Annotated in this window: 23 protein-coding genes; 21 read left to right on the forward strand and 2 right to left on the reverse strand. The window is 59.9% G+C overall.

Going from position 1 to position 21,344, the window contains the following annotated elements; all coding sequences use genetic code 11:
• Positions 1–213: 213 nt before the first annotated feature.
• From nusB to recN, 11 genes are read left to right on the forward strand one after another with little or no spacing between them, the layout of a single operon-like run.
• Positions 214–708, forward strand: a complete 495-nt coding sequence (nusB, locus tag ACEVJL_RS08910) for a transcription antitermination factor NusB (protein ID WP_008980556.1) — start codon at positions 214–216, stop codon at positions 706–708.
• Between the two features lie 2 nt (positions 709–710).
• Positions 711–1,655, forward strand: a complete 945-nt coding sequence (locus tag ACEVJL_RS08915; protein ID WP_374737526.1) for a Kae1-like domain-containing protein — start codon at positions 711–713, stop codon at positions 1,653–1,655.
• On the forward strand, positions 1,652–2,875 hold the full coding sequence (gene xseA / locus ACEVJL_RS08920; RefSeq protein WP_374737528.1) for an exodeoxyribonuclease VII large subunit: 1,224 nt from the start codon (positions 1,652–1,654) through the stop codon (positions 2,873–2,875). The genes ACEVJL_RS08915 and xseA overlap by 4 nt, the downstream gene beginning before the upstream one ends.
• Before the next feature lie 23 nt (positions 2,876–2,898).
• Positions 2,899–3,135 carry an exodeoxyribonuclease VII small subunit gene (gene xseB / locus ACEVJL_RS08925; protein WP_008980559.1) on the forward strand — a complete coding sequence of 79 codons (237 nt, stop codon included), beginning with the start codon at positions 2,899–2,901 and terminating at the stop codon, positions 3,133–3,135.
• Entirely contained in the window at positions 3,135–4,016 is an 882-nt protein-coding gene (locus tag ACEVJL_RS08930; RefSeq protein WP_374737529.1) for a polyprenyl synthetase family protein, read from the forward strand. The genes xseB and ACEVJL_RS08930 overlap by 1 nt, the downstream gene beginning before the upstream one ends.
• A gap of 37 nt (positions 4,017–4,053) precedes the next feature.
• Positions 4,054–4,512 (forward strand): divergent PAP2 family protein, encoded by a 459-nt coding sequence (locus ACEVJL_RS08935; RefSeq protein WP_374737530.1) that lies wholly within the window; start codon positions 4,054–4,056, stop codon positions 4,510–4,512.
• Between the two features lie 44 nt (positions 4,513–4,556).
• Entirely contained in the window at positions 4,557–6,416 is a 1,860-nt protein-coding gene (gene dxs / locus ACEVJL_RS08940) for a 1-deoxy-D-xylulose-5-phosphate synthase (protein WP_374737531.1), read from the forward strand.
• Positions 6,406–7,218, forward strand: coding sequence for a TlyA family RNA methyltransferase (locus ACEVJL_RS08945; RefSeq protein WP_008980563.1), 813 nt, complete (start codon positions 6,406–6,408; stop codon positions 7,216–7,218). Before dxs ends, ACEVJL_RS08945 begins: the two co-directional genes overlap by 11 nt.
• Positions 7,215–8,087 carry an NAD(+)/NADH kinase gene (locus ACEVJL_RS08950; RefSeq protein WP_374737532.1) on the forward strand — a complete coding sequence of 291 codons (873 nt, stop codon included), beginning with the start codon at positions 7,215–7,217 and terminating at the stop codon, positions 8,085–8,087. The genes ACEVJL_RS08945 and ACEVJL_RS08950 overlap by 4 nt, the downstream gene beginning before the upstream one ends.
• On the forward strand, positions 8,084–8,533 hold the full coding sequence (locus ACEVJL_RS08955; RefSeq protein WP_008980565.1) for an arginine repressor: 450 nt from the start codon (positions 8,084–8,086) through the stop codon (positions 8,531–8,533). The genes ACEVJL_RS08950 and ACEVJL_RS08955 overlap by 4 nt, the downstream gene beginning before the upstream one ends.
• A 25-nt stretch (positions 8,534–8,558) precedes the next feature.
• Positions 8,559–10,253 carry a DNA repair protein RecN gene (gene recN, locus ACEVJL_RS08960; protein ID WP_374737534.1) on the forward strand — a complete coding sequence of 565 codons (1,695 nt, stop codon included), beginning with the start codon at positions 8,559–8,561 and terminating at the stop codon, positions 10,251–10,253.
• Between the two features lie 41 nt (positions 10,254–10,294).
• On the opposite strand, the gene ACEVJL_RS08965 is transcribed toward recN, so the two are convergent.
• Complete coding sequence (locus ACEVJL_RS08965; protein ID WP_374737536.1) at positions 10,295–11,620, reverse strand: Ig-like domain-containing protein; 1,326 nt, start codon at positions 11,618–11,620, stop codon at positions 10,295–10,297.
• Between the two features lie 122 nt (positions 11,621–11,742).
• Entirely contained in the window at positions 11,743–12,927 is a 1,185-nt protein-coding gene (locus ACEVJL_RS08970) for an FtsW/RodA/SpoVE family cell cycle protein (RefSeq protein ID WP_151075752.1), read from the reverse strand.
• 126 nt (positions 12,928–13,053) lie between these two features.
• Here ACEVJL_RS08970 and tsaE point away from each other — a divergent pair, with 126 nt between their 5' ends.
• The 10 genes from tsaE (at position 13,054) to tig (ending at position 21,243) form a co-directional block, all read left to right on the forward strand.
• Positions 13,054–13,488 (forward strand): tRNA (adenosine(37)-N6)-threonylcarbamoyltransferase complex ATPase subunit type 1 TsaE, encoded by a 435-nt coding sequence (tsaE, locus tag ACEVJL_RS08975; RefSeq protein ID WP_008980569.1) that lies wholly within the window; start codon positions 13,054–13,056, stop codon positions 13,486–13,488.
• Between the two features lie 20 nt (positions 13,489–13,508).
• Entirely contained in the window at positions 13,509–14,225 is a 717-nt protein-coding gene (gene tsaB / locus ACEVJL_RS08980) for a tRNA (adenosine(37)-N6)-threonylcarbamoyltransferase complex dimerization subunit type 1 TsaB (RefSeq protein WP_374737538.1), read from the forward strand.
• A 13-nt stretch (positions 14,226–14,238) separates the two neighbouring features.
• Positions 14,239–14,874 carry a uracil phosphoribosyltransferase gene (gene upp / locus ACEVJL_RS08985; protein ID WP_008980571.1) on the forward strand — a complete coding sequence of 212 codons (636 nt, stop codon included), beginning with the start codon at positions 14,239–14,241 and terminating at the stop codon, positions 14,872–14,874.
• 170 nt (positions 14,875–15,044) lie between these two features.
• Positions 15,045–15,386, forward strand: coding sequence for a 50S ribosomal protein L19 (gene rplS, locus ACEVJL_RS08990; protein WP_235398546.1), 342 nt, complete (start codon positions 15,045–15,047; stop codon positions 15,384–15,386).
• Between the two features lie 69 nt (positions 15,387–15,455).
• Positions 15,456–16,334: a ribosome biogenesis GTPase YlqF gene (ylqF, locus tag ACEVJL_RS08995; RefSeq protein WP_151075755.1), complete on the forward strand. Its 879-nt coding sequence runs from the start codon at positions 15,456–15,458 to the stop codon at positions 16,332–16,334.
• A complete protein-coding gene (locus tag ACEVJL_RS09000) occupies positions 16,331–16,981 on the forward strand; it encodes a ribonuclease HII (RefSeq protein WP_374737540.1) in 651 nt (216 codons plus the stop codon). The genes ylqF and ACEVJL_RS09000 overlap by 4 nt, the downstream gene beginning before the upstream one ends.
• Positions 16,978–17,346, forward strand: a complete 369-nt coding sequence (locus tag ACEVJL_RS09005) for a YraN family protein (protein ID WP_374737542.1) — start codon at positions 16,978–16,980, stop codon at positions 17,344–17,346. The genes ACEVJL_RS09000 and ACEVJL_RS09005 overlap by 4 nt, the downstream gene beginning before the upstream one ends.
• Before the next feature lie 138 nt (positions 17,347–17,484).
• A complete protein-coding gene (gene thrC / locus ACEVJL_RS09010; RefSeq protein WP_151075758.1) occupies positions 17,485–18,969 on the forward strand; it encodes a threonine synthase in 1,485 nt (494 codons plus the stop codon).
• 18 nt (positions 18,970–18,987) lie between these two features.
• Positions 18,988–19,674, forward strand: a complete 687-nt coding sequence (locus ACEVJL_RS09015; RefSeq protein ID WP_235398549.1) for a metallophosphoesterase — start codon at positions 18,988–18,990, stop codon at positions 19,672–19,674.
• 141 nt (positions 19,675–19,815) lie between these two features.
• Positions 19,816–21,243 (forward strand): trigger factor, encoded by a 1,428-nt coding sequence (gene tig, locus ACEVJL_RS09020; protein WP_374737544.1) that lies wholly within the window; start codon positions 19,816–19,818, stop codon positions 21,241–21,243.
• The last annotated feature ends 101 nt before the right edge of the window (positions 21,244–21,344 follow it).

Consider the following 21,344-nt stretch of genomic DNA (forward strand, 5'->3'; position numbering starts at 1 on the left):
GATCCGTCCGGATTTCCGGGCGGATCACGTTTTTTCCATATTCAGGAGATTATGCAGAGAAGAAGGGAGCAGGGGTGCGGGTTTGTGAATTTTAGGGCTTCCTTTTTTGCATATTCATGTATATAATATACCTTGTGAAATCAGCGTTTCCACAAGTGCATGTTACTTTGGAACGAAAATGAACGCAGGTTACTGCGCCACGGAGGAGTCACTATGACAAGAAGTACGGCCCGCGAGATTGCGGTGCATCTGATCTTTTCTCTGGGCTTTGGCACCCAGAGCGCCGAGGAGGTCCTGGACAGCGAGCTGACCCGGGAGCGATTTGAGGAGCTGGGTGGGGAGTCCCAGCTGTATGCCCAGTTCCCCAACGAGAAGCAGGAGCGGTATATCCGTGACCTGGTGCGCGGGGTATTTGCCCATGGACCGGAGCTGGACGACTACATTGCCCGCTATGCGGTGGGCTGGTCCTTTGCCCGCATCCCCCGCATGGCAGCGGCTATTCTGCGCACCGCCATGTATGAGGTGCTGTATATGCCGGATATCCCCAACGCCGCCGCCATCGACGCCGCGGTGGAGATGACCAAGAAATATGAGCCCCAGGAAGTGGCCGCCTTTGTCAACGGCATTCTGGGTACCTTTGTGCGCACGGAGTTCCCCGATACCCCCGCTAAGCCGGAGAAGAGCGACTCTGCCGGCGAGGAGGAGTAAGTATGTCCGTCTTGGCGCTGGACACCAGCAACTACACCACCTCCGCGGCAGTCTTCAACGGCCGGGAGGGGGAGAACGTGGGCCAGCTGCTTCAGGTGCGCCCCGGTGAGCTGGGTCTGCGGCAGAGCGACGCCCTGTTCCAGCACGTCAAGCAGCTGCCTCAGCTGATGGAGCAGCTGGCGTCCCAGGGACAGCTGGAAAATATCCAGGCCGTAGGAGCCAGCACCCGCCCCCGGGCGGTGGAGGGCTCTTACATGCCCTGCTTTTTGGCGGGAACCAGCCAGGCCCAGTGCCTGGCCCGTACCTTGGGTGTACCCTTTTTTGCCTTCTCCCACCAGCAGGGACATCTGGCGGCGGCAGCCTGGTCCGCCGGGCGGCTGGATCTGCTGGAGGGGCCGTTTTTGGCCTGGCATTTGTCGGGGGGCACCACCGAGCTGCTGCGGGCAGAGCCGGAGCAGGATGGAGTAGCTATGACGGCGGAAATCCTGGGAGGGACCAGCGATATTTCCGCCGGGCAGCTCATCGACCGCACCGGTGTGCTGCTGGGTCTCCAGTTCCCCGCGGGCAAGGCTTTGGATGCACTCAGCGCCCAGGCGGAGAAGGTAAAACCGTTCCCGGTAAAGGTGGAGAACTGCACCTTCTCCCTGTCGGGTATGGAAAATAAGGTAAAGCAGATGGCGGAGAAGGGGGAGGCCCCGGAGACTGTGGCCCGCTTTGCTCTGGAGACCGTGGCCCGGGCGGTGGTGAAGGCCACCCGGCAGGCGCTGGAACGCTTCCCGGGACTGCCTGTGCTGTGCTCCGGAGGTGTGGCCTCCAATTCTCTGCTACGCCAGGTAATGGAGCGGGAGTGCGGAGCCATCTTTGCTCAGCCCCGCTTTTCCACCGACAACGCCATGGGTACTGCCATTTTGACCTGGCGGGCTCTGGAGCGGGAGAGAGCCCAATGAGACAGGAAGCGTCCATCCTCACCCCCAGTCAGGTGGGACAATATATCAAAGGCTTTATGGACCGGGACCGGCTTCTGTCCGGTCTGTTGGTGCGGGGGGAGCTGTCCAACTATAAGATGTATCCCTCCGGTCACCACTACTTTACCCTGAAAGACCGGGAGGGAGCCCTGCGGTGCGTGATGTTCCGGGGGAATGCTGCCTCCCTGCGTTTCCGGCCTCAGAACGGGATGCAGGTCATCGCCGCCGGGCGGGTGACCGTCTTTCCCCGGGACGGACAGTACCAGATGTACTGCGTCCGCCTCACTCCCGAGGGTGCGGGGGACCTGTTTGTGGCCTTTGAACAGTTGAAAGAACGATTGTTGCGCCAGGGACTCTTCGCCCAGGAGCACAAGAAGCCCCTGCCTCGGATGCCGGGGCGCATCGCTCTGGTGACCTCTCCGGCGGGAGCTGCGGTGCGGGACATGCTGCGTATCCTGGGGGCCCGGTGGCCCATGGCTCAGGTGCGGATCCTGCCCGTGCGGGTCCAGGGAGAGGGAGCAGCGGAGGAAATTGCCGCTGCCATCCGTTGGGCCAACCTTCATCAAGTGGCCGACCTCATGATCACCGGGCGAGGCGGCGGCTCCATGGAGGACCTGTGGGCTTTTAATGAAGAAGTGGTAGCCCAGGCGATTTATGACTCCAACATTCCGGTGATCTCCGCTGTGGGCCACGAGCCTGATGTGACCATCGCCGATTTTGTGGCTGATCTGCGGGCGGCTACCCCTTCCAACGCCGCCGAACTGGCGGTGCCCGACCAGAATGAGGTGTATGCCGCTTTGCTGGGCAGCAAGCAGCGCATGGAGCAGGCGATGCGTCAGCGGCTGCTGCGCGGCCGCCAGCAGCTGGAGCGGCTGGGAAAGAGCCGGATGCTTACCGATCCCAAGGCCTATGTCCAGGATAAGCGGGTGCTGCTGGACTACCAGAGCCGCCGCATGGATCAGGCCATGACCAATCTGTTGGCGGTTAAGCGGGCACGGACGGGACAGTTGGCCGCCGCTCTAGACGCCATGAGCCCTCTGAAGGTCCTGGGCCGGGGCTATGCCATCGCCCAGAAGCAAGACGGAGGCATCATCGCCCACACCGGCGATGCCGCGCCCGGAGAGCGATTCCGGCTGCGGGTGTCCGACGGGGAGCTGTCCTGCCGGGTGGAGGAGACCGACGCGTGTGATACGGCCCAATAACGGGCCGAGAAAGGATGTGCCCTATGGCGCCCAAGAAGAAGCTGAGTTTTGAGGAGTCCACCGCCCGGCTGGAGGAGATCGTGAGCCTGCTGGAGCGGGGTGACGCCCCGCTGGAACAGGCCATGGCTCTTTTTGAAGAAGGAGCCGGGATTTTACGAACTTGTACCGCTATGCTGGACCAGGCGGAACAGAAGGTTACGCTGCTCACCGCCGGACCCGACGGCCAGCCCCAGGAGCGGGAGTTTCAGGAGGAAGAGTAATGGAACAGGACGTATTTCGCCTGCACTATGAGGCCACCCAGGCTCGGGTGGAAGAGGCTCTGCGGGAGCGGGTAGGCCAAATGGGCCGCTACGCCGACCTGCGGGAGGCGATGGAGTACTCTCTGATGGCGGGAGGCAAACGCATCCGGCCGGTGCTGGTACTGGAGAGCTGCCGCATGTGCGGCGGTGATCCGGAGGCCGCCCTGCCCTTTGCCTGCGCGGTGGAGATGATCCACACCTATTCGCTCATTCACGACGATCTGCCCGCCATGGACGACGACGAGCTGCGCCGGGGTCGTCCCACCAACCACATGGTCTACGGGGAGGCCACCGCGATCCTGGCCGGTGACGGCCTGCTGACCGCCGCTTTCCAGACTCTGACCCAGGCCCAGCTCACCGCCCAGCAGGTGGTGGAGGCGGTGGCCTGCCTGTCTCTGGCCGCCGGGCCGGATGGCATGGTGGGCGGACAGGCTCTGGACATGGCCGGGGAGGGGCGCAGCCTCACCCGGGCAGAGCTGGAGCAGCTCCAGAGCCTGAAAACCGGAGCGCTCATTGCCGCGGCCGCGGAGCTTGGCTGTATCGCCGCCGGAGGCAGCCCCGAGCAGCGGGAGTCGGTGCGGCAGTATGCCCAGTGTCTGGGCCGGGCCTTCCAGGTCCAGGACGACATTCTGGACGTGACCAGCACCGACGAGGAGCTGGGCAAACCCACAGGTTCTGACCGGGAGAAGGAGAAGAACACCTTTGTCTCCCTGCTGGGGCTGGACCGCAGCCGGGAGCTGGTGGCAGAACTTACCGCTCAGGCCATCTCCGCTCTGGACGGGTTTGCCAGCCCGGATTTCCTGGTGTGGCTGGCCAACACCCTGGCTCAGCGTACGAAATAAGGCTTACCGTCTCCCAGCGGGAGAGAAAGGGGGCAGTATGGATCATACAGGCTTCTTGACGGAAAACCTGACCTTGGATCTGGCAATCTTCGCTTGGTTCATTGCTCAGGTGATCAAAACATTGATCCACTTCGTGGCAAACCGGAACCTGGATCTGAAACGTATGGTGGGCAGCGGCGATATGCCCAGCTCACACTCTGCCTTTGTCTGTGCGGCGACTATGTCCATCGGACAGGTGTGCGGATGGCGGGATCCTCTGTTTTCTCTGTCTGCTGCCATTGCTCTGGTGGTTATGTATGACGCGTGCAACGTGCGCCGGGCGGCGGGCGAGCAGGCCAAAGTACTCAACTATGTCATTGAGCACTGGAGCGAGATGCCCGAAGAGATGAAGCAGAAAAAGCGTCTGAACGAAAACCTGGGCCATACGCTGCCGCAGGTGATCATGGGCGCGCTTTTGGGGACTGTTATTGGTCTGGCAGGGCCGATCCTCCTTTAATGGATCACGCCAGTGAACGCACTGGGGAGATGTGAGGGGTTACCTTGACAAAAAAAGATGAGACAACTGAAAACAGACCGATTCTGAAGGATCTGACCGATCAGGAGGCCACGGCCCTTTGTGCCGAGCTTCGGGAAGAACTGGTGCGGGATGTCTCTCGAACCGGAGGACATCTGGCATCCAACCTGGGCGCAGTGGAGCTCACCGTGGCCATCCATCGGGTGTTTGATACCAGCCGGGACCGACTGGTCTTTGATGTGGGACACCAGTGTTATCTGCACAAGATGCTCACCGGACGCCGGGAGGAGATGTCTACCCTGCGGCAGTATGGCGGCATTGCCGGATTCCCGAAGCCAAATGAGAGCATACACGACGCATTCATTGCCGGGCATGCTTCCAACTCGGTGGCGGTGGCGCTGGGCATGGCTCAGGCCCGTACTGCTCTGGGGGAGGACTACAAGGTGCTTGCCCTGATCGGAGACGGAGCTCTCACCGGCGGCCTGGCCTATGAGGGACTGTCCAACGCCGGGCAGTGCGGTCAGCAGCTGCTGGTCATCCTCAACGATAACGGGATGTCCATTACCCGCAATGTGGGTGGTGTGGCCCAGCTTCTGGCCCGGCAGCGACTGAAACCGAAATACCTGCGCTTTAAGCAGAACTACCGCCGGGTGATGCACGCTTTCTGGCTTGGACGTCAGATCTATAAAGTGACCCACGAACTCAAAAGGGCTCTAAAACAGAGCTTGCTGCCCTGCAGCATGTTTGAAGATATGGGCTTTACCTATCTGGGACCGGTAGACGGTCATGATGTGGCGCAGCTGACCAAGACGCTGCGCTATGCAAGCACGTTGAATGAGCCGGTCGTCCTGCACATAAGAACAGTAAAGGGAAAAGGCTTTGCACCTGCTGAGGCCAATCCCGACGCCTTCCATGGTGTTTCTCCCTTTGATCCGGAGACTGGAAAGGCGCTCAAGAGCGGGGGAGAGAATTTTTCCGCCGTTTTTGGACGCACCTTGGTGCGCCTGGCCCGGACAGATCGTCGGGTGTGTGCTATGACCGCGGCAATGGTCAGCGGAACCGGACTGGTGCCCTTCTCCAAAGCGTTCCCGAAGCGGTTTTTCGATGTGGGTATCGCGGAAGGATGTGCCGTCTCTATGGCGGCAGGCATGGCCAAGCAGGGGGCAGTACCAGTGTTTGCCGTCTATTCCACCTTCCTGCAGCGCAGCTACGATATGCTCCTTCATGATGTAGCCATTGACAGACTGCATGTGGTCTTTGCCGTGGACCGTGCCGGTCTGGTGGGTGACGATGGAGAGACCCACCACGGTGTATTTGACGTGGCCTATCTGGATACCATCCCAGGCATGAAGGTCTATGCGCCGGCCAATTTCTCCGAACTGGACCGGATGCTGGAGCAGGCGGTCTGCCAAGACAGCGGCCCGGTGGCGGTGCGCTATCCCCGGGGCGGCCAAGGTGGTTATCAGGAAGACTCGGGCGAAGAAAATGCAGTCATATTAAGGACTGGCAAGGATATTACCTTGGCAGGGTACGGCATGGAGATAAATGAACTGCTCTCGGCGGCGGACCAGCTGGCCGGGCAGGGTATTCAGGCCGAGGTACTGAAATGGAATGTCATCACTCCTTTGGATTGCACTCTGGCGGTGGAGTCGGTCAAGAAGACCGGCGCACTGCTGGTGGCAGAGGAGTGTGCAGAGCAGGGCGGCGTAGGCCAGCGGGCTCTGGCGGCGCTGGAGGAGGCGGGGGTACCCGCCCGGATGGCGCTGGTCAACTGCGGCGCAGGCTACGTGCCCCACGGGGCGGTTTCCCTGCTGAAACGAGATTTGGGCCTGGACGGGGCAGGTGTGTTCCGTCGGGCAATGGAGGTGCTGGGCCGTGACCAATAAAAAGCGGCTGGATGTAGCGATGGTAGAACGGGGGCTGGCTGAGAGCCGCCAGAAGGCCCAGGCCATCATTATGGCCGGACAAGTCTATGTGGACGACCAGAAGGTAGATAAAGCCGGAGCTCCTGTGAAAGAAGAGCAGGTGATTCAGGTGCGCGGCAAAACTCTGCGCTATGTCAGCCGGGGTGGACTGAAGCTGGAAAAGGCTATGGCCTGTTGGCCCATCTCGCTGGAGGGCACCATCTGTGCCGACATTGGAGCCTCTACCGGCGGCTTTACCGACTGTATGCTGCAAAATGGAGCCAGCAAAGTGTATGCTGTGGATGTGGGTTACAACCAGCTGGACTACCGCCTGCGTACCCACCCCCAGGTGGTGTGCATGGAGCGTACCAACGCCCGCTACCTCACCAAGGAGCAGATCCCGGAACCCTTGGATTTCTTTTCTGTGGATGTGTCCTTCATCTCTCTGAACCTGATTTTGCCTGCCCTGCGGCCTCTCATGAAGGAGGGAGGCCAGGCGGTGTGTCTGGTCAAACCCCAGTTTGAGGCGGGAAAAGACAAGGTTGGCAAGAAGGGCGTGGTCCGGGACCCTGCGGTCCATCTGGAGGTGTTGGAGCATTTCCTGGAGCATGCCGCCAACGCTGGATTCTCTGTAAAGGATATTACCTTTTCCCCTATTCGGGGACCGGAGGGAAACATTGAATATTTGGGTTATCTCTATGCCGGAGAAGGCCCGGACTGTGAGGTGGATCTGAAAGCCCTGGTGGATGCCTCGCACCAGCAGCTGAAGGGGGGAGAGGAATGAGAGTTCTCCTCAGCTCCAATCCTTACCGGGACCGGGGGCTGCGGGCCGCCCTGGAGGCCCGGAAGATTCTGGAACGCGCCGGGGTGGAGACCGCCCTGTGCCTGCCTTTTGTGCCCAAGAAAGGGGACCGGCTGGAGCTGCCCCGCCACGCACAGCTGAAAAATATGGAGGAGGAGCTGCCGAAGGCAGACCTTCTCATCTGCTTTGGCGGAGACGGGACCATTCTCCACGCTGCCCGGGATGCCACCCTGCATGAGTTGCCTATCTTGGGGGTCAACATGGGCAGTGTAGGCTTTATGGCCGAGCTGGAGCGCTCCGAACTGGGCCGCTTGACCCAGCTGGCCAAGGGAGACTACACCACCGAGGAGCGTATGATGCTGGATGTTCGGGTCTACCGGGGAGACAAACTTCTCAGCCAGGACCTGGCCCTTAACGATGCGGTGTTCTCCAAGGGATCCATTGCCCGGGTAGCGGAGATGGAAGTCTTTGCCGACCAAGTGCTGATACGCCAGCTTATGGGGGACGGCGTCATCGTGGCTACCCCCACCGGCTCCACTGCCTACTCCATGTCTGCCGGAGGCCCTATCGTGGAGCCCACGTCCCAATGTCTGATCGTCACGCCCGTGTGCGCCCACCAGCTGGCGGTGCGGGCCATGGTGCTGGGAGCGGAGCGCACCATCACGGTGCAGCTGCCCAAGGGGAACCGGAAGAGCATCTATCTGTCGGTAGATGGTGGCAAGGCAATACGCCTTACAGGAAATGAACGCGTTGAGATCAGCCGCTCTGAGCATACCATCCGCCTGGTGCGGCTGGTAGGGCGGAGCTTTTATCAAGTGGTCAATCAGAAATTAGGAGGTTATGTGCCATGAAGCGAGCTCGACAGGCTGAGATTTTGAAGATCATCCAATCCGTGGACGTAGAGACCCAGGAGCAGCTGTTGGACGAGCTGAAGCGACGGGGCTTTGCCTCCACTCAGGCCACCATTTCCCGGGACATCAAGGAGCTGCGTCTGGTCAAGGAGATGGCCGGAGGCGGCTACCGGTATGTGGTCTCCGAGCGTAAGGGAATGGTGGATTCCGATGTTCGCCTGCGCAATATCTTCAAAGAGGGCGTGGTATCGGTAGATCTGGCCCAGAATATCGTGGTGGTGCGCACCATGCCCGGTCTGGCCTCGGCGGCCTGCTCGGCCCTGGACAGCATGGACATTCCGGGGATGGTGGGCAGCCTGGCAGGCGATGACACCGGAATTCTCATTATGCGGGACAACGCTTCCGCCGAGCAGTTTAACCGGGAGGTCCATAAGCTGCTGAAGTAAGCGCGGAAGAGATGGGGGTGATTGTTTGCTTTCCCTGCTTCATATTGAAAATATCGCCCTGATCCAGTCAGCGGATATCCGCTTTGAACCGGGCTACAACGTGCTCACCGGTGAGACCGGTGCAGGTAAATCTATTGTCATTGACTCCATCGGCGCTGTGCTGGGGGAGCGTACCAGTCGGGAACTCATCCGCACCGGGGCCAAGTCGGCTCTGGTGACGGCAGTGTTTACCCAGGTGCCGCCCCTGCCCTGGCTGGAGGAGAACGGCATTGCCCTCCAAGATGGGGAGGTGTTGCTCCAGCGGGAAATCCAGGGGGATGGGCGCAACGTGTGCCGGGTAGATGGACGGTTGGTGACGGTAGCCCAGCTGCGGGAGCTGGGCCGACAGCTGCTGAATATCCACGGCCAGCACGACGGCCAGCAGCTGTTGGACCCCGCCAGCCACCTGGGATATCTGGACCGCTGCGGCGGACACACCGAACTTTTAGAAAACTACCGTACTGCATACCAGACCTGGAACGGCCTGCGCAAGCAGATTGCTGCCCTGGAGATGGACGAGGCAGAGCGCGGCCGTCGGGTGGATACCCTGAACTTTCAGATCCGGGAGCTGGAGCGCGCCCAGCTGCGCGCCGGAGAGGACGAGGAGCTGGACCAGCGCCGGACGCTGCTGCGCAGTGCGGGTAAGCTGATGGACGCCCTCCAGAGTGCGGAGTACGCCCTGTGCGGAGACGACGAGGGCGGAGGAGTTTGTTCTCTGCTGGCTGACGCAGAGGGGGAGCTGGACAGCGTGTCTCAGTTCAGCGCAGCCTTGGAGGAATTGGCCCGGCAGGTGAGCGAACTGCGCAGCGCCGCCGACGATGCGGCAGACACCCTGCGGGACCTGACCCGTGAGATGGAGTTTTCTCCCGGCGAACTGGATGAAGTGGAGAGCCGCTTGGATATTCTCTACCGCCTGAAAAAGAAGTATGGCGCCACCGTGGAGGAGATGCTCCAGTATCTGGATAAGTGCCGCAAGGAGTTGGACGAGATCCAATTTGCTGACGATACCATTGCCCGGCTCACGAAAGAACTGGACAAGGCTCGAAAGGAAGCGGACCGGGCGGCACAGGCCCTGTCCCAGCAGCGCCGCAAGGCGGCGGAGAAGCTGGAAAAGCGGGTCCAGGAGGAACTGCGGCAGCTGGATATGCCGAAAGTGCGCTTCCAGGTGGAATTCTCCCCCATCGATAACCAATGGGGGCTGGACGAGACAGGCATGGATCAGGTGCAGTTTTTGATGTCGGCCAATGTGGGCGAGGCATTGAAGCCCATTCAAAAGGTGGCCTCGGGCGGCGAGTTGGCCCGCATCATGCTGGCACTGAAAAATGTACTGGCTCAGGACGATGAGATCGGCACCCTGGTCTTTGACGAGGTGGATACCGGCGTCTCCGGTCGGGCGGCACAGAAGGTGGCCGAAAAGATGGCTCAGGTGGCCCGGCACAAGCAGGTGCTGTGTGTCACCCACTTGCCTCAGCTGGCTGCTATGGCAGACACTCACTTCTCGGTGAGTAAGGGAGAACGGGAGGGCCGCACCTACACCAATCTGGAGCGGCTGGACCGGAAACAGCGCCGGGAGGAGCTGGCCCGGCTCATTGGTGGCGCGGCGGTGACTCCAGCTCTGTTGGAGAGCGCGGAGGAGCTGCTGGCTCAGGCGGATGCTTGGCGGGAAAAACATAAGAAATGAGAGCAGGCTCCCACGACAGCGTCGTGGGAGCCTGTTGTGCTTTACCAGGGAAGCCAGCCGTCCTCCTCGCGCTGGCTGAGCACGTCAAGTGCGCCGTCCAGCAGCATGGCGGCCTGAGCCCGGTCCAGACCGGTGGACAGGGCGGCGGAGTTGGTCTCCTCCACCCGGATCACGCCGGAGGCAGCCAGGTTGGCGGCAGCCTGTCCAGCCCAGTGGGCATCGGAACCTTGGGTAGAGAAAACTTCCAGAGGCACATCGCTGAGATTGAGCAGCTGATCCAGCATGACAGTGGCCTCGCCCTGGGTGATATTCTCCGAGGCATCAAACACCGGTGCGCCGGAGTCATCCCGGGACCCTTGGATCACGCCCGCCATCACGGCAGCGGATACCGCACCCTTGGCCCAGGTGGGGATGGCCGCATCATCGGTGAAGCCGGTGGTGGTCACATCTTCCAGGGGAGCCATGCCGACGGTGGCCATGGCCATGGTGAGAAATTCTGCTCGGGTGACCGGGCGGTCGGGGTCAAAGAAGTATTCCCCGTTGAGATAGGAACCGACGAAGATGCCCTCCTCGGCCAGGCGGATGGAGGCCTTGTAGGCGGGATCACCCTCCATATCGGCGTAGGTCACTTTGGTGTCCGGTTTGTTGATCTGAATGGTCACCTTAGCCTCGGAGGAGGTATTGCCCGCTGAGTCGATGGCCACATAGGTGAAGGAGTCTTTGCCAGTTTTGTTCTCGTAGGGAGTGTAGACAAACTTGGCCGAGCCATCCTCCGCCAAAGTCACAGCGCCTCGGGCAGGGGTGTCCATGAGTTGGAAGGTGAGGGTGTCGCCCTCGCTGTCCACTGCGTCAAAGTAGCCGGTGATGGCCACATTTTTATAGGTGCTCAGATCCATGTTCCGGGCAATAGGGGCCTCATTGGCGGCAGTGAGCAGATAGAGGGTGACAGTCGTAGGCTGCTTGGCCTGGGTACCGTCGTCAAAGGTAGGCAGGAAGGAAAAGGTTGTGTTAGTGACGGAGGGCTGAGACAGCGACTGGAAACGCAGCCCGGCCAGAGCACTGGCTTCCACCACGGAGTCTGCTGCCAGAGGCTGGCCGCCCAGAGTCAGAGTGCCTGCTCCTGGATCGGGCAGGGCGGTGATGGTGATCGAGGTCAGCTTGATGCCATCCCCGTTCTGTACGGAGAAGTCCTGGTCAGAGAAGGTGACTGTGTCGCCCACCAGAGCATTTTTGGAGAAATCGGGGATGGTGGGGGAGGACGCCTTTTTGTTCCAGAAGAAGGCGGAGACGGGGAGAGAGAGGGTGCTGAGCAGTACAAGGGAGAGGAGCAGCGCGCCGCTTCGGCGCACAAGCCAGAGACGTTTCAACGGGAAAACCTCCTTTTTTGGTTCAGGTTATCCCTAGTCTCTGCGATAGAAAGGAAACTATGCGCAAAAAAGGGGCGTCTGCTCCAGGCAAAGACTGGAACAGACGCCGCAAGATAGAAAATTTAAAGTGCGCCGCGATCCCGCAGCCAGCTGGGCAAGGCTCTGGCCTTGGCGCTGGATACCAAACCCATGGCGGCATAGAGGGTGATGATGGAGGAGCCGCCATAGCTGATGAAGGGGAGGGTAAGGCCCATAACGGGGAAGACAAACAGGCACATGCCCACATTGGCGGCGATCTGAACGATGAGCATACCAGCCATACCCATGGATACGTAGGCGTAGAAGGGGGAACTGGCGTGGCGGGCCACCCAGATGCACCGCAGCACCACCGCGGACAGCAGAGCCAGCAGGGCCAGACAGCCCACCATGCCCAGCTCTTCGCCGCACACGGCAAAGATAAAGTCGGTATCACGGGCGGGAAGGGTGGATTCATAGGCAGACTGGGTCATAGAGCCTTGGAGATATCCCTTGCCAAAAATCTGACCGGAACCGATAGCCAGGACGGAACGGGTTTGCTGGAAGCCAACGCCCTGAGGATCGTAGCTGTGGTCGAAGAGCACCCGGAATCGTTTGATCAGGTAGAGCTTATCCCAGGCCTCTGTTTTGGGCAAAACAAAGAACCACAATATCACAAAGGCAATGACAATGGCACTGCCAACCAAAACAAACCAGCGCAGTTTGACTCCGGCGCTCCAGGACATGATGGCAAAAATCATCGTGTAGACCACACACATACCCATGTCGCCGCAGATACCGGCAATGAGAGCCAGCATGAAGGCGGCGTGAGCTCCGATCTGGGCGACGGAAAAGACCGAGCCGATGTCGTGGCCCCGCTCCTGAAGCTTATGGATCTGCATGGCCAAAAGCAGGATATAAGGGATTTTCACCACTTCGTTGGGCTGGATCAGAATGGGGAAGCCGGGAAACTGCAGCCAGTTGCGGTTTCCGCCGCGGGTCACACCGAATGGTGTGAGCAGCAACAGCAGGAAAATGATGCTGAATCCCAGCAGCCACTTCCAGTTCTTCTCCACAAAAGACTCAAAGTCTACATAGGTACAAAGAATATAGACCAGGATACCCAGCAAGATGGCGACGATCTGGACGGCTACCTCTTTATTATTGTCATTGTAGCGGGTAGCGGAAAAAATAAGGGCCACGCCAAAGCCGCTGGCCAGCAGACACAAAGACAGCAGCAGCATATCCCCTTTTTTTAGAAATTCTTGGAGGGGAGAAAATAGGGTCTTCACAGCATCTCCTCGCTTTCCTAGGATACGGCCTTATATTTTATCACTTTTTGGTGGAAAGGTAAACCATATCTGTGCTATAATCTTTCCAGATTTCGAAAACAATCTATGAACGCAGGGGAGGACCCAATGGAATATTGTTCAAACAGTGAGCGAGATACCGAGGAACTGGGACGCCGCCTGGGTGAGCGGGTGGCGCCGGGGACGGTCATTGCCTACACCGGCGACCTGGGAGCGGGAAAGACTGCCTTTACCCGGGGGCTGGCCCAGGGACTGGGGGTGCCCGGTCAGGTGACCAGCCCTACCTTTACCATTGTCAACGAGTACGAGGGGGGACGGCTGCCCCTGTTCCACTTTGATATGTACCGCCTGGGCAGTGCGGATGAGCTCTTTGATATCGGCTGGGAGGACTACCTGGCCCGGGGTGGTGTGTGCGCGGTGGAGTGGAGCGAGAATGTGGAGGACGCTCTGGAGGAGGATACCATTCGAGTGGATATCCGTCGGGGCGATACCGACCAGCAGCGGCGCATCTCGATCCAGGGCGGACCGACCCTGGAAAACTAAGAAGAAAAGGGTATGATACCATGAAAATATTGGCTTTGGAATCGTCTGCCGTGGCCTGCTCCGCGGCCTTGTGGGGGGAGGAGGGGCTCATCGCCCAGAACCTTCAGCAAAGCGGCCTGACCCACAGCCGCACCCTGCTGCCTATGGCTCACGATCTGCTGAAAAACTGTGGGGTCAGCCTGTCTCAGGTGGATGTGATCGCCGTGGCGGCAGGTCCCGGCTCCTTCACCGGACTGCGGATCGGAGTGGCTACCGCCAAGGGACTGGCCTGGGGAGAGGACAAGGACTGCGCTGCCTGCTCTACCCTGGAGTCCATGGCCTGGCCGCTGGCTTTCTATCCGGATGCCGTGATCGTTTGCGCCATGGATGCCCGGCGCAAGCAGGTGTACAACGCCCTGTTCCAGACGGACGGGGAGAAGCTGGAACGCCTGTGCCCCGACCGGGCCATCGGCCTGGAGGAACTGGGGGAAGAACTGAAAAAAATCGAAAAACGAAAAATAGTCGTTGGAGACGGGGCCAAGCTGTGCTATAATACCCTAAGAAGTCAGGGAATCGATCTGGAGCTTGCCCCTGAGGCTCTGCGGCAGCAGAGCGCATGGGGGGTGGCCCGGGCCGCGGTAGAGCAGATCCAAGCCGGAGCCCTGGTGAAAGGAAAAGACCTGGTGCCTGTCTACCACCGCCTGTCTCAAGCTGAGCGGGAACGGCTGGAGCGGCAGGGCCGCAGTACACAAAAATAAAGGGGTTTTTGAGATGTTTGACAGCAAAGTACATGTTTTGGACCATCCGCTGCTGCAGCACAAGCTGAGCATCCTGCGGGATGAGCGTACCGGGGTCAAGGAGTTCCGGGAGATCGTCTCTGAGATCGCTGCCCTGGAGTGCTATGAGGCTACCCGGGATCTGCCCCTGGAGGATGTAGAGATCAAGACCCCCGTGGCTACCGGCACCTTCAAGCAGCTGGCGGGCAAGAAGCTGGCCATCGTCCCCATCCTGCGCGCCGGCCTGGGCATGGTGGATGGCATCCTGAATCTGATCCCCTCTGCTAAGGTGGGACACATCGGCCTGTACCGGGACCCAGAGACCCATCAGCCTGTGGAGTATTACTGCAAGATGCCCTCTGACATTGCCGATCGGGATGTGATCGTGCTGGATCCCATGCTGGCCACCGGCGGCTCCGCCTCCGCTGCCATCACCTTCCTGAAGGGCTATGGCTGCAAGCACATCAAGCTGATGAACATCCTGGCTGCCCCCGAGGGCATTGAAGTGATTCGCCGGGATCATCCCGACGTAGAAATCTACGTAGCTGCGGTGGATGAGAAGCTCAATGAGCACGCCTATATCGTTCCCGGCCTGGGCGACGCAGGCGACCGGATCTTTGGCACGAAGTAAGAAAAAAGTAATTTTTGCGGCAGGGCAAAAAAGGCTTGCATTGCTGGAAAAATTGTGATATCATCTTTTAGTCTGAAATAACGGGCGGTCCTCTGCCTGCGCTCCGCACAGGGGTGCGGACATCCGATTCGGAAGCGGCAAGAACGCCTATACAACAGGAGGAAATGACAATGGATTTGATGCAGGCTTTTACTCAGAAGCACCTCAAGGCTGAGGCTCCTCAGGTTCAGGTGGGCGACACCGTCCGCGTGCACCTGAAGGTTAAGGAAGGCAACCGTGAGCGTATCCAGGTCTTCGAGGGCACTGTGATCGCTAAGAAGCACGGCGGCATTGAGGAGACCTTCACCGTCCGCCGCATCTCCTATGGCATCGGCGTGGAGAAGGTGTTCCCTGTCCACTCCCCCGCCATCGAGAAGATCGAGCTGGTGCGTCACGGCAAGGTCCGCCGCGCCAAGCTGTACTACCTGCGCGGCCGCGTGGGCAAGGCAGCCAAGATCAAGGAGGCCCTGTAATCCAAGTGCGAGAAAGGAGCGGTGCAAAACCGCTCCTTTTTTCGTAGCTGACGGTAGGAGGAACGAGCGATGAATATACAGTGGTACCCCGGGCATATGACCAAGACCCGGCGGCAGATCGAGGCCGATCTGAAAAACGTAGATATTGTAGTGGAGATCATTGACGCCCGCATCCCCATCTCCAGCCGCAACCCGGACATTGACGCCATCTGCGCCGGAAAGCCCCGTCTGGTGATCCTGAACCGGGCAGATCAGGCTGACCCCGCCCAGAACAAGGCCTGGGGAGAGTGGTTCCGGAAGCGTGGCTGTTCCGTGCTGGAGACCGACGCCAAGACCGGCAAGGGAGTGGGCCAGTTCTCCGCGGTGGTCCAGAATGTGCTGAAGGACCAGATCGCCCGCTGGCAGGAGCGCGGCCTGGTAGGCCGTCCGGTGCGGGCCATGATCGTGGGTGTGCCCAATGTGGGCAAGTCCACCTTTATCAATAAGGTAGCCAAACGGAAGACCGCCAAGGCGGGCGACCGGCCCGGCGTGACCCGGGGCAAGCAGTGGGTCACCGTGGACCGGGGGCTGGAGTTGCTGGATACTCCCGGCATCCTGTGGCCCAAGTTTGAGGATGAGGAGATCGGCCTGCGTCTGGCCTTTACCGGAGCGGTGAAGGATGAGATCATGGATGTGGAGACCCTGGGCTGCCATCTGATGACCTTTTTGGCCACCTACTATCCCGACGCCCTGGCCGCGGGCTATAAGCTGCCCGCCGTGCCGCAGCGGGAAGAGGAAGAAAACGATGTAGCCTACGGCTACCGTTTGCTGGAGACCTGTGCCCAGAAGCGGGGCATGCGGATCTCCGGAGGTGAATTTGATACTGAGCGCATGGCTCGGGTGCTTTTGGATGAGTACCGGGGTGGAAAGCTTGGACGCTTTACCCTGGAACAGGCCCAAGAGAATTGACCTTTCGTCTCGTTGAGACAGGGGAGAGGAGGAAGAAGACGATGGCAGGCTGGGATTATGAGACGCAGGCCCGGGAGCAGGGCTATACCGCTGTGTGCGGCTGCGATGAGGCGGGCGCCGGCCCGCTGGCCGGTCCGGTGTATGCGGGCGCGGTGATCTTGCCCTTTGGGGTAGAGATTCCGGGGCTGGATGACTCTAAGAAGCTGACAGAGAAGCGCCGTGAAGCACTTTTCCCTGTCATTCAGGAACTGGCTTTGGCCTGGGCGGTCGCCAAGGTGGATGCGGAGGAGATCGACCGCACCGATATCCTCAGCGCCCGGATGAAGGCTATGCAGCTGGCCATTGACGCGCTGGAAGTTCCCGCCGACTTTGCCCTGGTGGACGGCAACCGGGACCATGGAAAGACGGCGGCGGTGACGACACCTCATCTCTGTGTTGTAAAGGGAGATTCCTTGTCTATGTCTATCGCAGCAGCGTCCATCCTGGCCAAAGTGAGCCGTGACCACTGCATGATGGAGATGGCTCAAGTGTATCCCAAATACGCCTTTGAAAAGCACAAAGGGTACGGAACAAAGCTCCATTATGAGCGCCTGCGGGCTTATGGCCCCAGTCCCATCCACCGCCGTTCCTTTTTAAAGAACCTGTGAGCGGGCAGGAGAGCCGCCTGCTGGGCAGGTGGGGGGAGGCCCTGGCGGCCGACTTTTTGCGGCAGCGGGGATATGAGATCGTGGCTGCGGGCTGGCGGTGCCGGTTTGGAGAACTGGACCTGGTTGCCCAGAGCAGGACTTATCTGTGTTTTGTGGAGGTGAAGCTGCGCCGCAGCGCCGCCTTCGGTACCGCAGCGGAGTTTGTGGATCCGCGCAAGCAGCAGCGTCTGCGCACCACCGCCCAGCTTTATCTTCAGCAAAATCCCACACAGCTTCAGCCCCGCTTTGATGTCATCGAGGTGCTGGCGCCTCAGGGAATGGATACAAGAGCTCCCAAAATACGACATCTTGCGGACGCTTTTTGAAAAAATTCTAAATGAAGTGTCAGCTTTTCTGCTGTGGAACTTGACCTGCCCGGAGAAAACTGGCATAATAATAGCTTAGAAAACCGTTCTCCGGTTCCCTGCCGGAGGCAATCCTTAAAAAGATTGGAAGGAATCACCATGCAATACATCAGCACAAGAGACCGGGAACAGCAGTTCTCCGCCTCCCAGGCCATTGCCAAGGGTCTGGCTGACGACGGTGGTCTGCTCACCCCCGTGTATCTGCCCAAGCTGCCCCGCCGCGCCCTGGAGGAGCTGAAGGACATGTCCTATCAGCAGCGGGCAGTGTATGTGATGAAGCTGTTTTTGGATGAGTTCACAGTAAAGGAGCTCACCGACTTTGCCAATGCGGCCTACGGTCCGGAGAAGTTTGACACTCCCGCTGTGGCTCCGGTGCGCGGCCTGGACAGCAACACCTTCTGCCTGGAGCTGTGGCACGGTCCCACCTGCGCCTTTAAGGACATGGCCCTGCAGATGCTGCCCCACCTGCTCACCGCCTCTCTGCGCAAGCAGGAGGAGGAGAAGACGGTTTGCATCCTGGTGGCCACCTCCGGCGACACCGGCAAGGGCGCTCTGGAGGGCTTCAAGGATGTGGACCACACCCGTATCCTGGTGTTCTATCCCAAGGACGGCGTGTCCGCCATCCAGGAGCTGCAGATGGTCACCCAGGAGGGCGGCAACGTAGGCGTGTGCTCCGTGGTGGGCAACTTCGACGATGCCCAGACCGGCGTGAAGAAGCTCTTCTCCGATGAGAAGCTGCGCCAGGAGCTGGCCCAGCGGGGCTTCTTCCTCTCCTCGGCCAACTCCATTAACTGGGGCCGGGTGCTGCCTCAGATCGTCTACTACATCTCTGCCTACTGCGACCTGGTGCGGGACGAGAAGATCCAGCTGGGCGACCCCATCAATGTCTGCGTGCCCACCGGAAACTTCGGCAACATCCTGGCTGCCTACTATGCCAAGGATATGGGCGTGCCCATCAACAAGCTCATCTGCGCCTCCAACAGCAACAACGTGCTCACCGATTTCCTGCGCACTGGCGTCTATGACCGCAACCGCACCTTTTATAATACTATGTCCCCCTCCATGGATATTCTGATCTCCAGCAATCTGGAGCGTCTGCTCTATGCCATCACCGGGGAGGACCAGCAGGTGCGGGAGTACATGGATGAGCTGAACCGGACCGGCCGCTACGAGGTGAGCGAGCGGGTGAAGGAGAAGATCCAGCGCCTGTTTGTGGGTTACTGCTGCGACGATACGGTGACCCAGAAGGTCATCAGCACCATCTACCGCAGCTTTGACTACCTCATTGATCCCCACACCGCCGTGGGCTTCTCCGCTCTGACCCAGTACCGGGAGGAGACCGGGGACATGACCCCCACTGTGGTAGCTTCCACCGCCAGCCCCTTCAAGTTCTGCGACAACGTGCTTGGCGCGCTGGGCGAGACCAGCCTGCGGGATGGTCTGGATATTCTGGATCAGCTCAGTGAGAAGACCGGTCAGCCCGTTCCCGCTCCTCTGGCGGGCCTGCGTGGCAAGCAGCCCCGCTTCCAGCGCACCGAGGAGAAGGAGCACATGGTGGACGCGGTGCTGGACATGCTGAAATAAGGAAAAGGAGTTGCGTACATGGCCCTTTACGCCATTGGGGATACCCACTTGTCCCTGAGTGTGGACAAGCCGATGGATGTGTTCGGCGGAGGCTGGCGCGGCTACGTGGATAAGCTCAGGGAGGGCTTTTCCACCGTCAAGGCGGAGGACACCGTGGTTTTGTGCGGAGATCTCTCCTGGGGCATGAGCCTGGAGCAGGCGGAGCAGGACTTCGCCTTTCTGGACGCCCTGCCCGGGCGGAAGATCCTGCTTAAGGGCAACCACGACTACTGGTGGACCACCGCGGCCAAAATGGAGCGCTTTTTTGCCGAGCATGGGTTTTCTACTCTGGAGATCCTGCACAACAACTGCCGCCTGTACGGCGAGTTGGCTCTGTGCGGCACCAGGGGATGGTTTTATGAGGAGGACCGTGGGGAGCACAGCGCGAAGATCTTTAACCGGGAGCTGATGCGCCTGGAGGCGTCGCTGAAAGCGGCAGGGGAGAGGGAGAAGTACTGCTTTCTCCACTACCCGCCTTTGTATCAGGGCTACCGCTGCCAGGAGATCCTGGACCTGCTGGAGGCCTATGGTGTGCGGCGCTGCTTTTACGGACATCTCCACGGCGGAAGCCACCGTCTGGCGATTTCCGGACAGGTCGGGAGCGTGGAATACCGCTTGATTGCGGCAGATTTCCTGGGGTTCCGACCGGAAAAACTGCTTGATTAAGCAACAAAACCGAAAAAATGCGGAAATTTCCGAAATTTAGTCTGGTCAAACAGAGCGTTATCTGGTAAAATACCATGGCGAAAGTATACAAGGCGTCCTTAGGACCAATGGGTCCCGGGCGCTCACAGGAGGAAAAGTTACATGAAGGTCACCAACGTTGAGAAGAAAGAAAAGAGCACAGTGGAGCTGACCATCCAGGTGGAGGCCGGCGAGTTTGAGGCTGCCGTTCAGAAGGCTTATCTGAAGAACCGCAACCGCATCAGCGTCCCCGGCTTCCGTAAGGGCAAGGCCCCCCGGAAGATCATCGAGAGCATGTACGGCTCCGGCGTGTTTTATGAAGACGCCATCAACGATGTGTACCCCGGCGCCTATGAGGCTGCTGTGAAGGAGCAGGGCCTGGAGGATATGGGCCACCCTGTCATGGACATCGTGGAGGTGGGCAAGGACGGCCTGACCTTTACTGCTCTGGTCTCCGTGCGCCCCGAGGTGAAGCTGGGCCAGTATAAGGGCCTGCAGGCTCCCAAGACCTTTAACGAGGTCACCGATGCCGACATCGAGAATGAGCTGGAGCCCTATATCAAGCGTGCCACTCGTCTGGTGAGCGTGGAGCGTCCCATCTCCATGGGCGATACCGCTGTCATCGACTTCGAGGGCTTTGACAATGGCAAGCCCTTCGAGGGCGGCAAGGGCACCGATTACAGCCTGGAGATCGGCTCCGGCTCCTTCGTGCCCGGCTTTGAGGATCAGCTCATTGGCCTGAGCGTGGGCGATGAGAAGGATCTGGACATCACCTTCCCCGAGGACTACGTGAAGGATCTGGCCGGCAAGGCTGTGGTGTTCCACGTGAAGGTCAAGGAGGTCAAGGAGTCCCAGATCCCCGAGGTGGACGACGAGTTCGCCAAGGACGTGTCTGAGTTTGAGACCCTGGCCGACTTCAAGAAGGACCTGGGCGAGAAGCTCAAGCAGCGCCGTGAGGCCCAGGCTGAGAGCGCTTTCGAGAGCGCCGTTCTGGAGCAGCTCATCGACAACCTGGAGGCTGAGATCCCCGACGGCATGGTGGAGACCCAGCTGGACAAGGTGATGGACGAGTACGCCATGCGCATGCAGAGCCAGGGCATGGCCATGAACGACTACCTGAAGATGATGGGCATGACTCCCGAGATGATGCGTGCTTCCGCTAAGCCCTCCGCTCTGCGTCAGGTGCAGCTGGAGCTGGCTCTGGATGCCGTGGCCGCTGCCGAGAACATGGAGATCACCGACGAGGACTGCGCCAAGGAGATCACCAAGCTGGCCGAGCAGTACAACATCACCGAGGATCAGGTGAAGGCCGCTCTCTCCATGGATATGCTCAAGCACGACCTGCGCCTGCAGAAGGCCAACGACTTCGTCGTGGCTCAGGCTGTGGTGGGCGAGGCCCCCAAGAAGGAGGAGGCCGCCGAGGAGAAGGCTGAGAAGCCCAAGCGTACCCGCAAGAAGGCTGCCGAGGAGAGCGCCGAGGGTGAGGAGAAGCCCAAGCGCACCCGCAAGAAGAAGACCGAGGAGAACACTGAGGAGCCCAAGGCGGAGTAAAATCCAGCTTGATATCCACCCGGGGCGGCAGAAATTGCCGCCCCGGGCGTGTGTGCGTTATGGCAGGGGAGACCGGGAAGCCCGCAGAGGAAGCATAAATT

Source organism: Flintibacter porci, assembly GCF_041925195.1.
Lineage (GTDB): Bacteria > Bacillota > Clostridia > Oscillospirales > Oscillospiraceae > Lawsonibacter > Lawsonibacter porci.

Bases quoted from the DNA above. Each gene is read 5' to 3' on its own strand.
- nusB (WP_008980556.1), top strand. From the start codon at position 214: ATGACAAGAAGTACGGCCCGCGAGATTGCGGTGCATCTGATCTTTTCT.
- ACEVJL_RS08915 (WP_374737526.1), top strand. From the start codon at position 711: ATGTCCGTCTTGGCGCTGGACACCAGCAACTACACCACCTCCGCGGCA.
- xseA (WP_374737528.1), top strand. From the start codon at position 1,652: ATGAGACAGGAAGCGTCCATCCTCACCCCCAGTCAGGTGGGACAATAT.
- xseB (WP_008980559.1), top strand. From the start codon at position 2,899: ATGGCGCCCAAGAAGAAGCTGAGTTTTGAGGAGTCCACCGCCCGGCTG.
- ACEVJL_RS08930 (WP_374737529.1), top strand. From the start codon at position 3,135: ATGGAACAGGACGTATTTCGCCTGCACTATGAGGCCACCCAGGCTCGG.
- ACEVJL_RS08935 (WP_374737530.1), top strand. From the start codon at position 4,054: ATGGATCATACAGGCTTCTTGACGGAAAACCTGACCTTGGATCTGGCA.
- ACEVJL_RS08950 (WP_374737532.1), top strand. From the start codon at position 7,215: ATGAGAGTTCTCCTCAGCTCCAATCCTTACCGGGACCGGGGGCTGCGG.
- ACEVJL_RS08955 (WP_008980565.1), top strand. From the start codon at position 8,084: ATGAAGCGAGCTCGACAGGCTGAGATTTTGAAGATCATCCAATCCGTG.
- tsaE (WP_008980569.1), top strand. From the start codon at position 13,054: ATGGAATATTGTTCAAACAGTGAGCGAGATACCGAGGAACTGGGACGC.
- tsaB (WP_374737538.1), top strand. From the start codon at position 13,509: ATGAAAATATTGGCTTTGGAATCGTCTGCCGTGGCCTGCTCCGCGGCC.
- upp (WP_008980571.1), top strand. From the start codon at position 14,239: ATGTTTGACAGCAAAGTACATGTTTTGGACCATCCGCTGCTGCAGCAC.
- rplS (WP_235398546.1), top strand. From the start codon at position 15,045: ATGGATTTGATGCAGGCTTTTACTCAGAAGCACCTCAAGGCTGAGGCT.
- ylqF (WP_151075755.1), top strand. From the start codon at position 15,456: ATGAATATACAGTGGTACCCCGGGCATATGACCAAGACCCGGCGGCAG.
- thrC (WP_151075758.1), top strand. From the start codon at position 17,485: ATGCAATACATCAGCACAAGAGACCGGGAACAGCAGTTCTCCGCCTCC.
- ACEVJL_RS09015 (WP_235398549.1), top strand. From the start codon at position 18,988: ATGGCCCTTTACGCCATTGGGGATACCCACTTGTCCCTGAGTGTGGAC.
- tig (WP_374737544.1), top strand. From the start codon at position 19,816: ATGAAGGTCACCAACGTTGAGAAGAAAGAAAAGAGCACAGTGGAGCTG.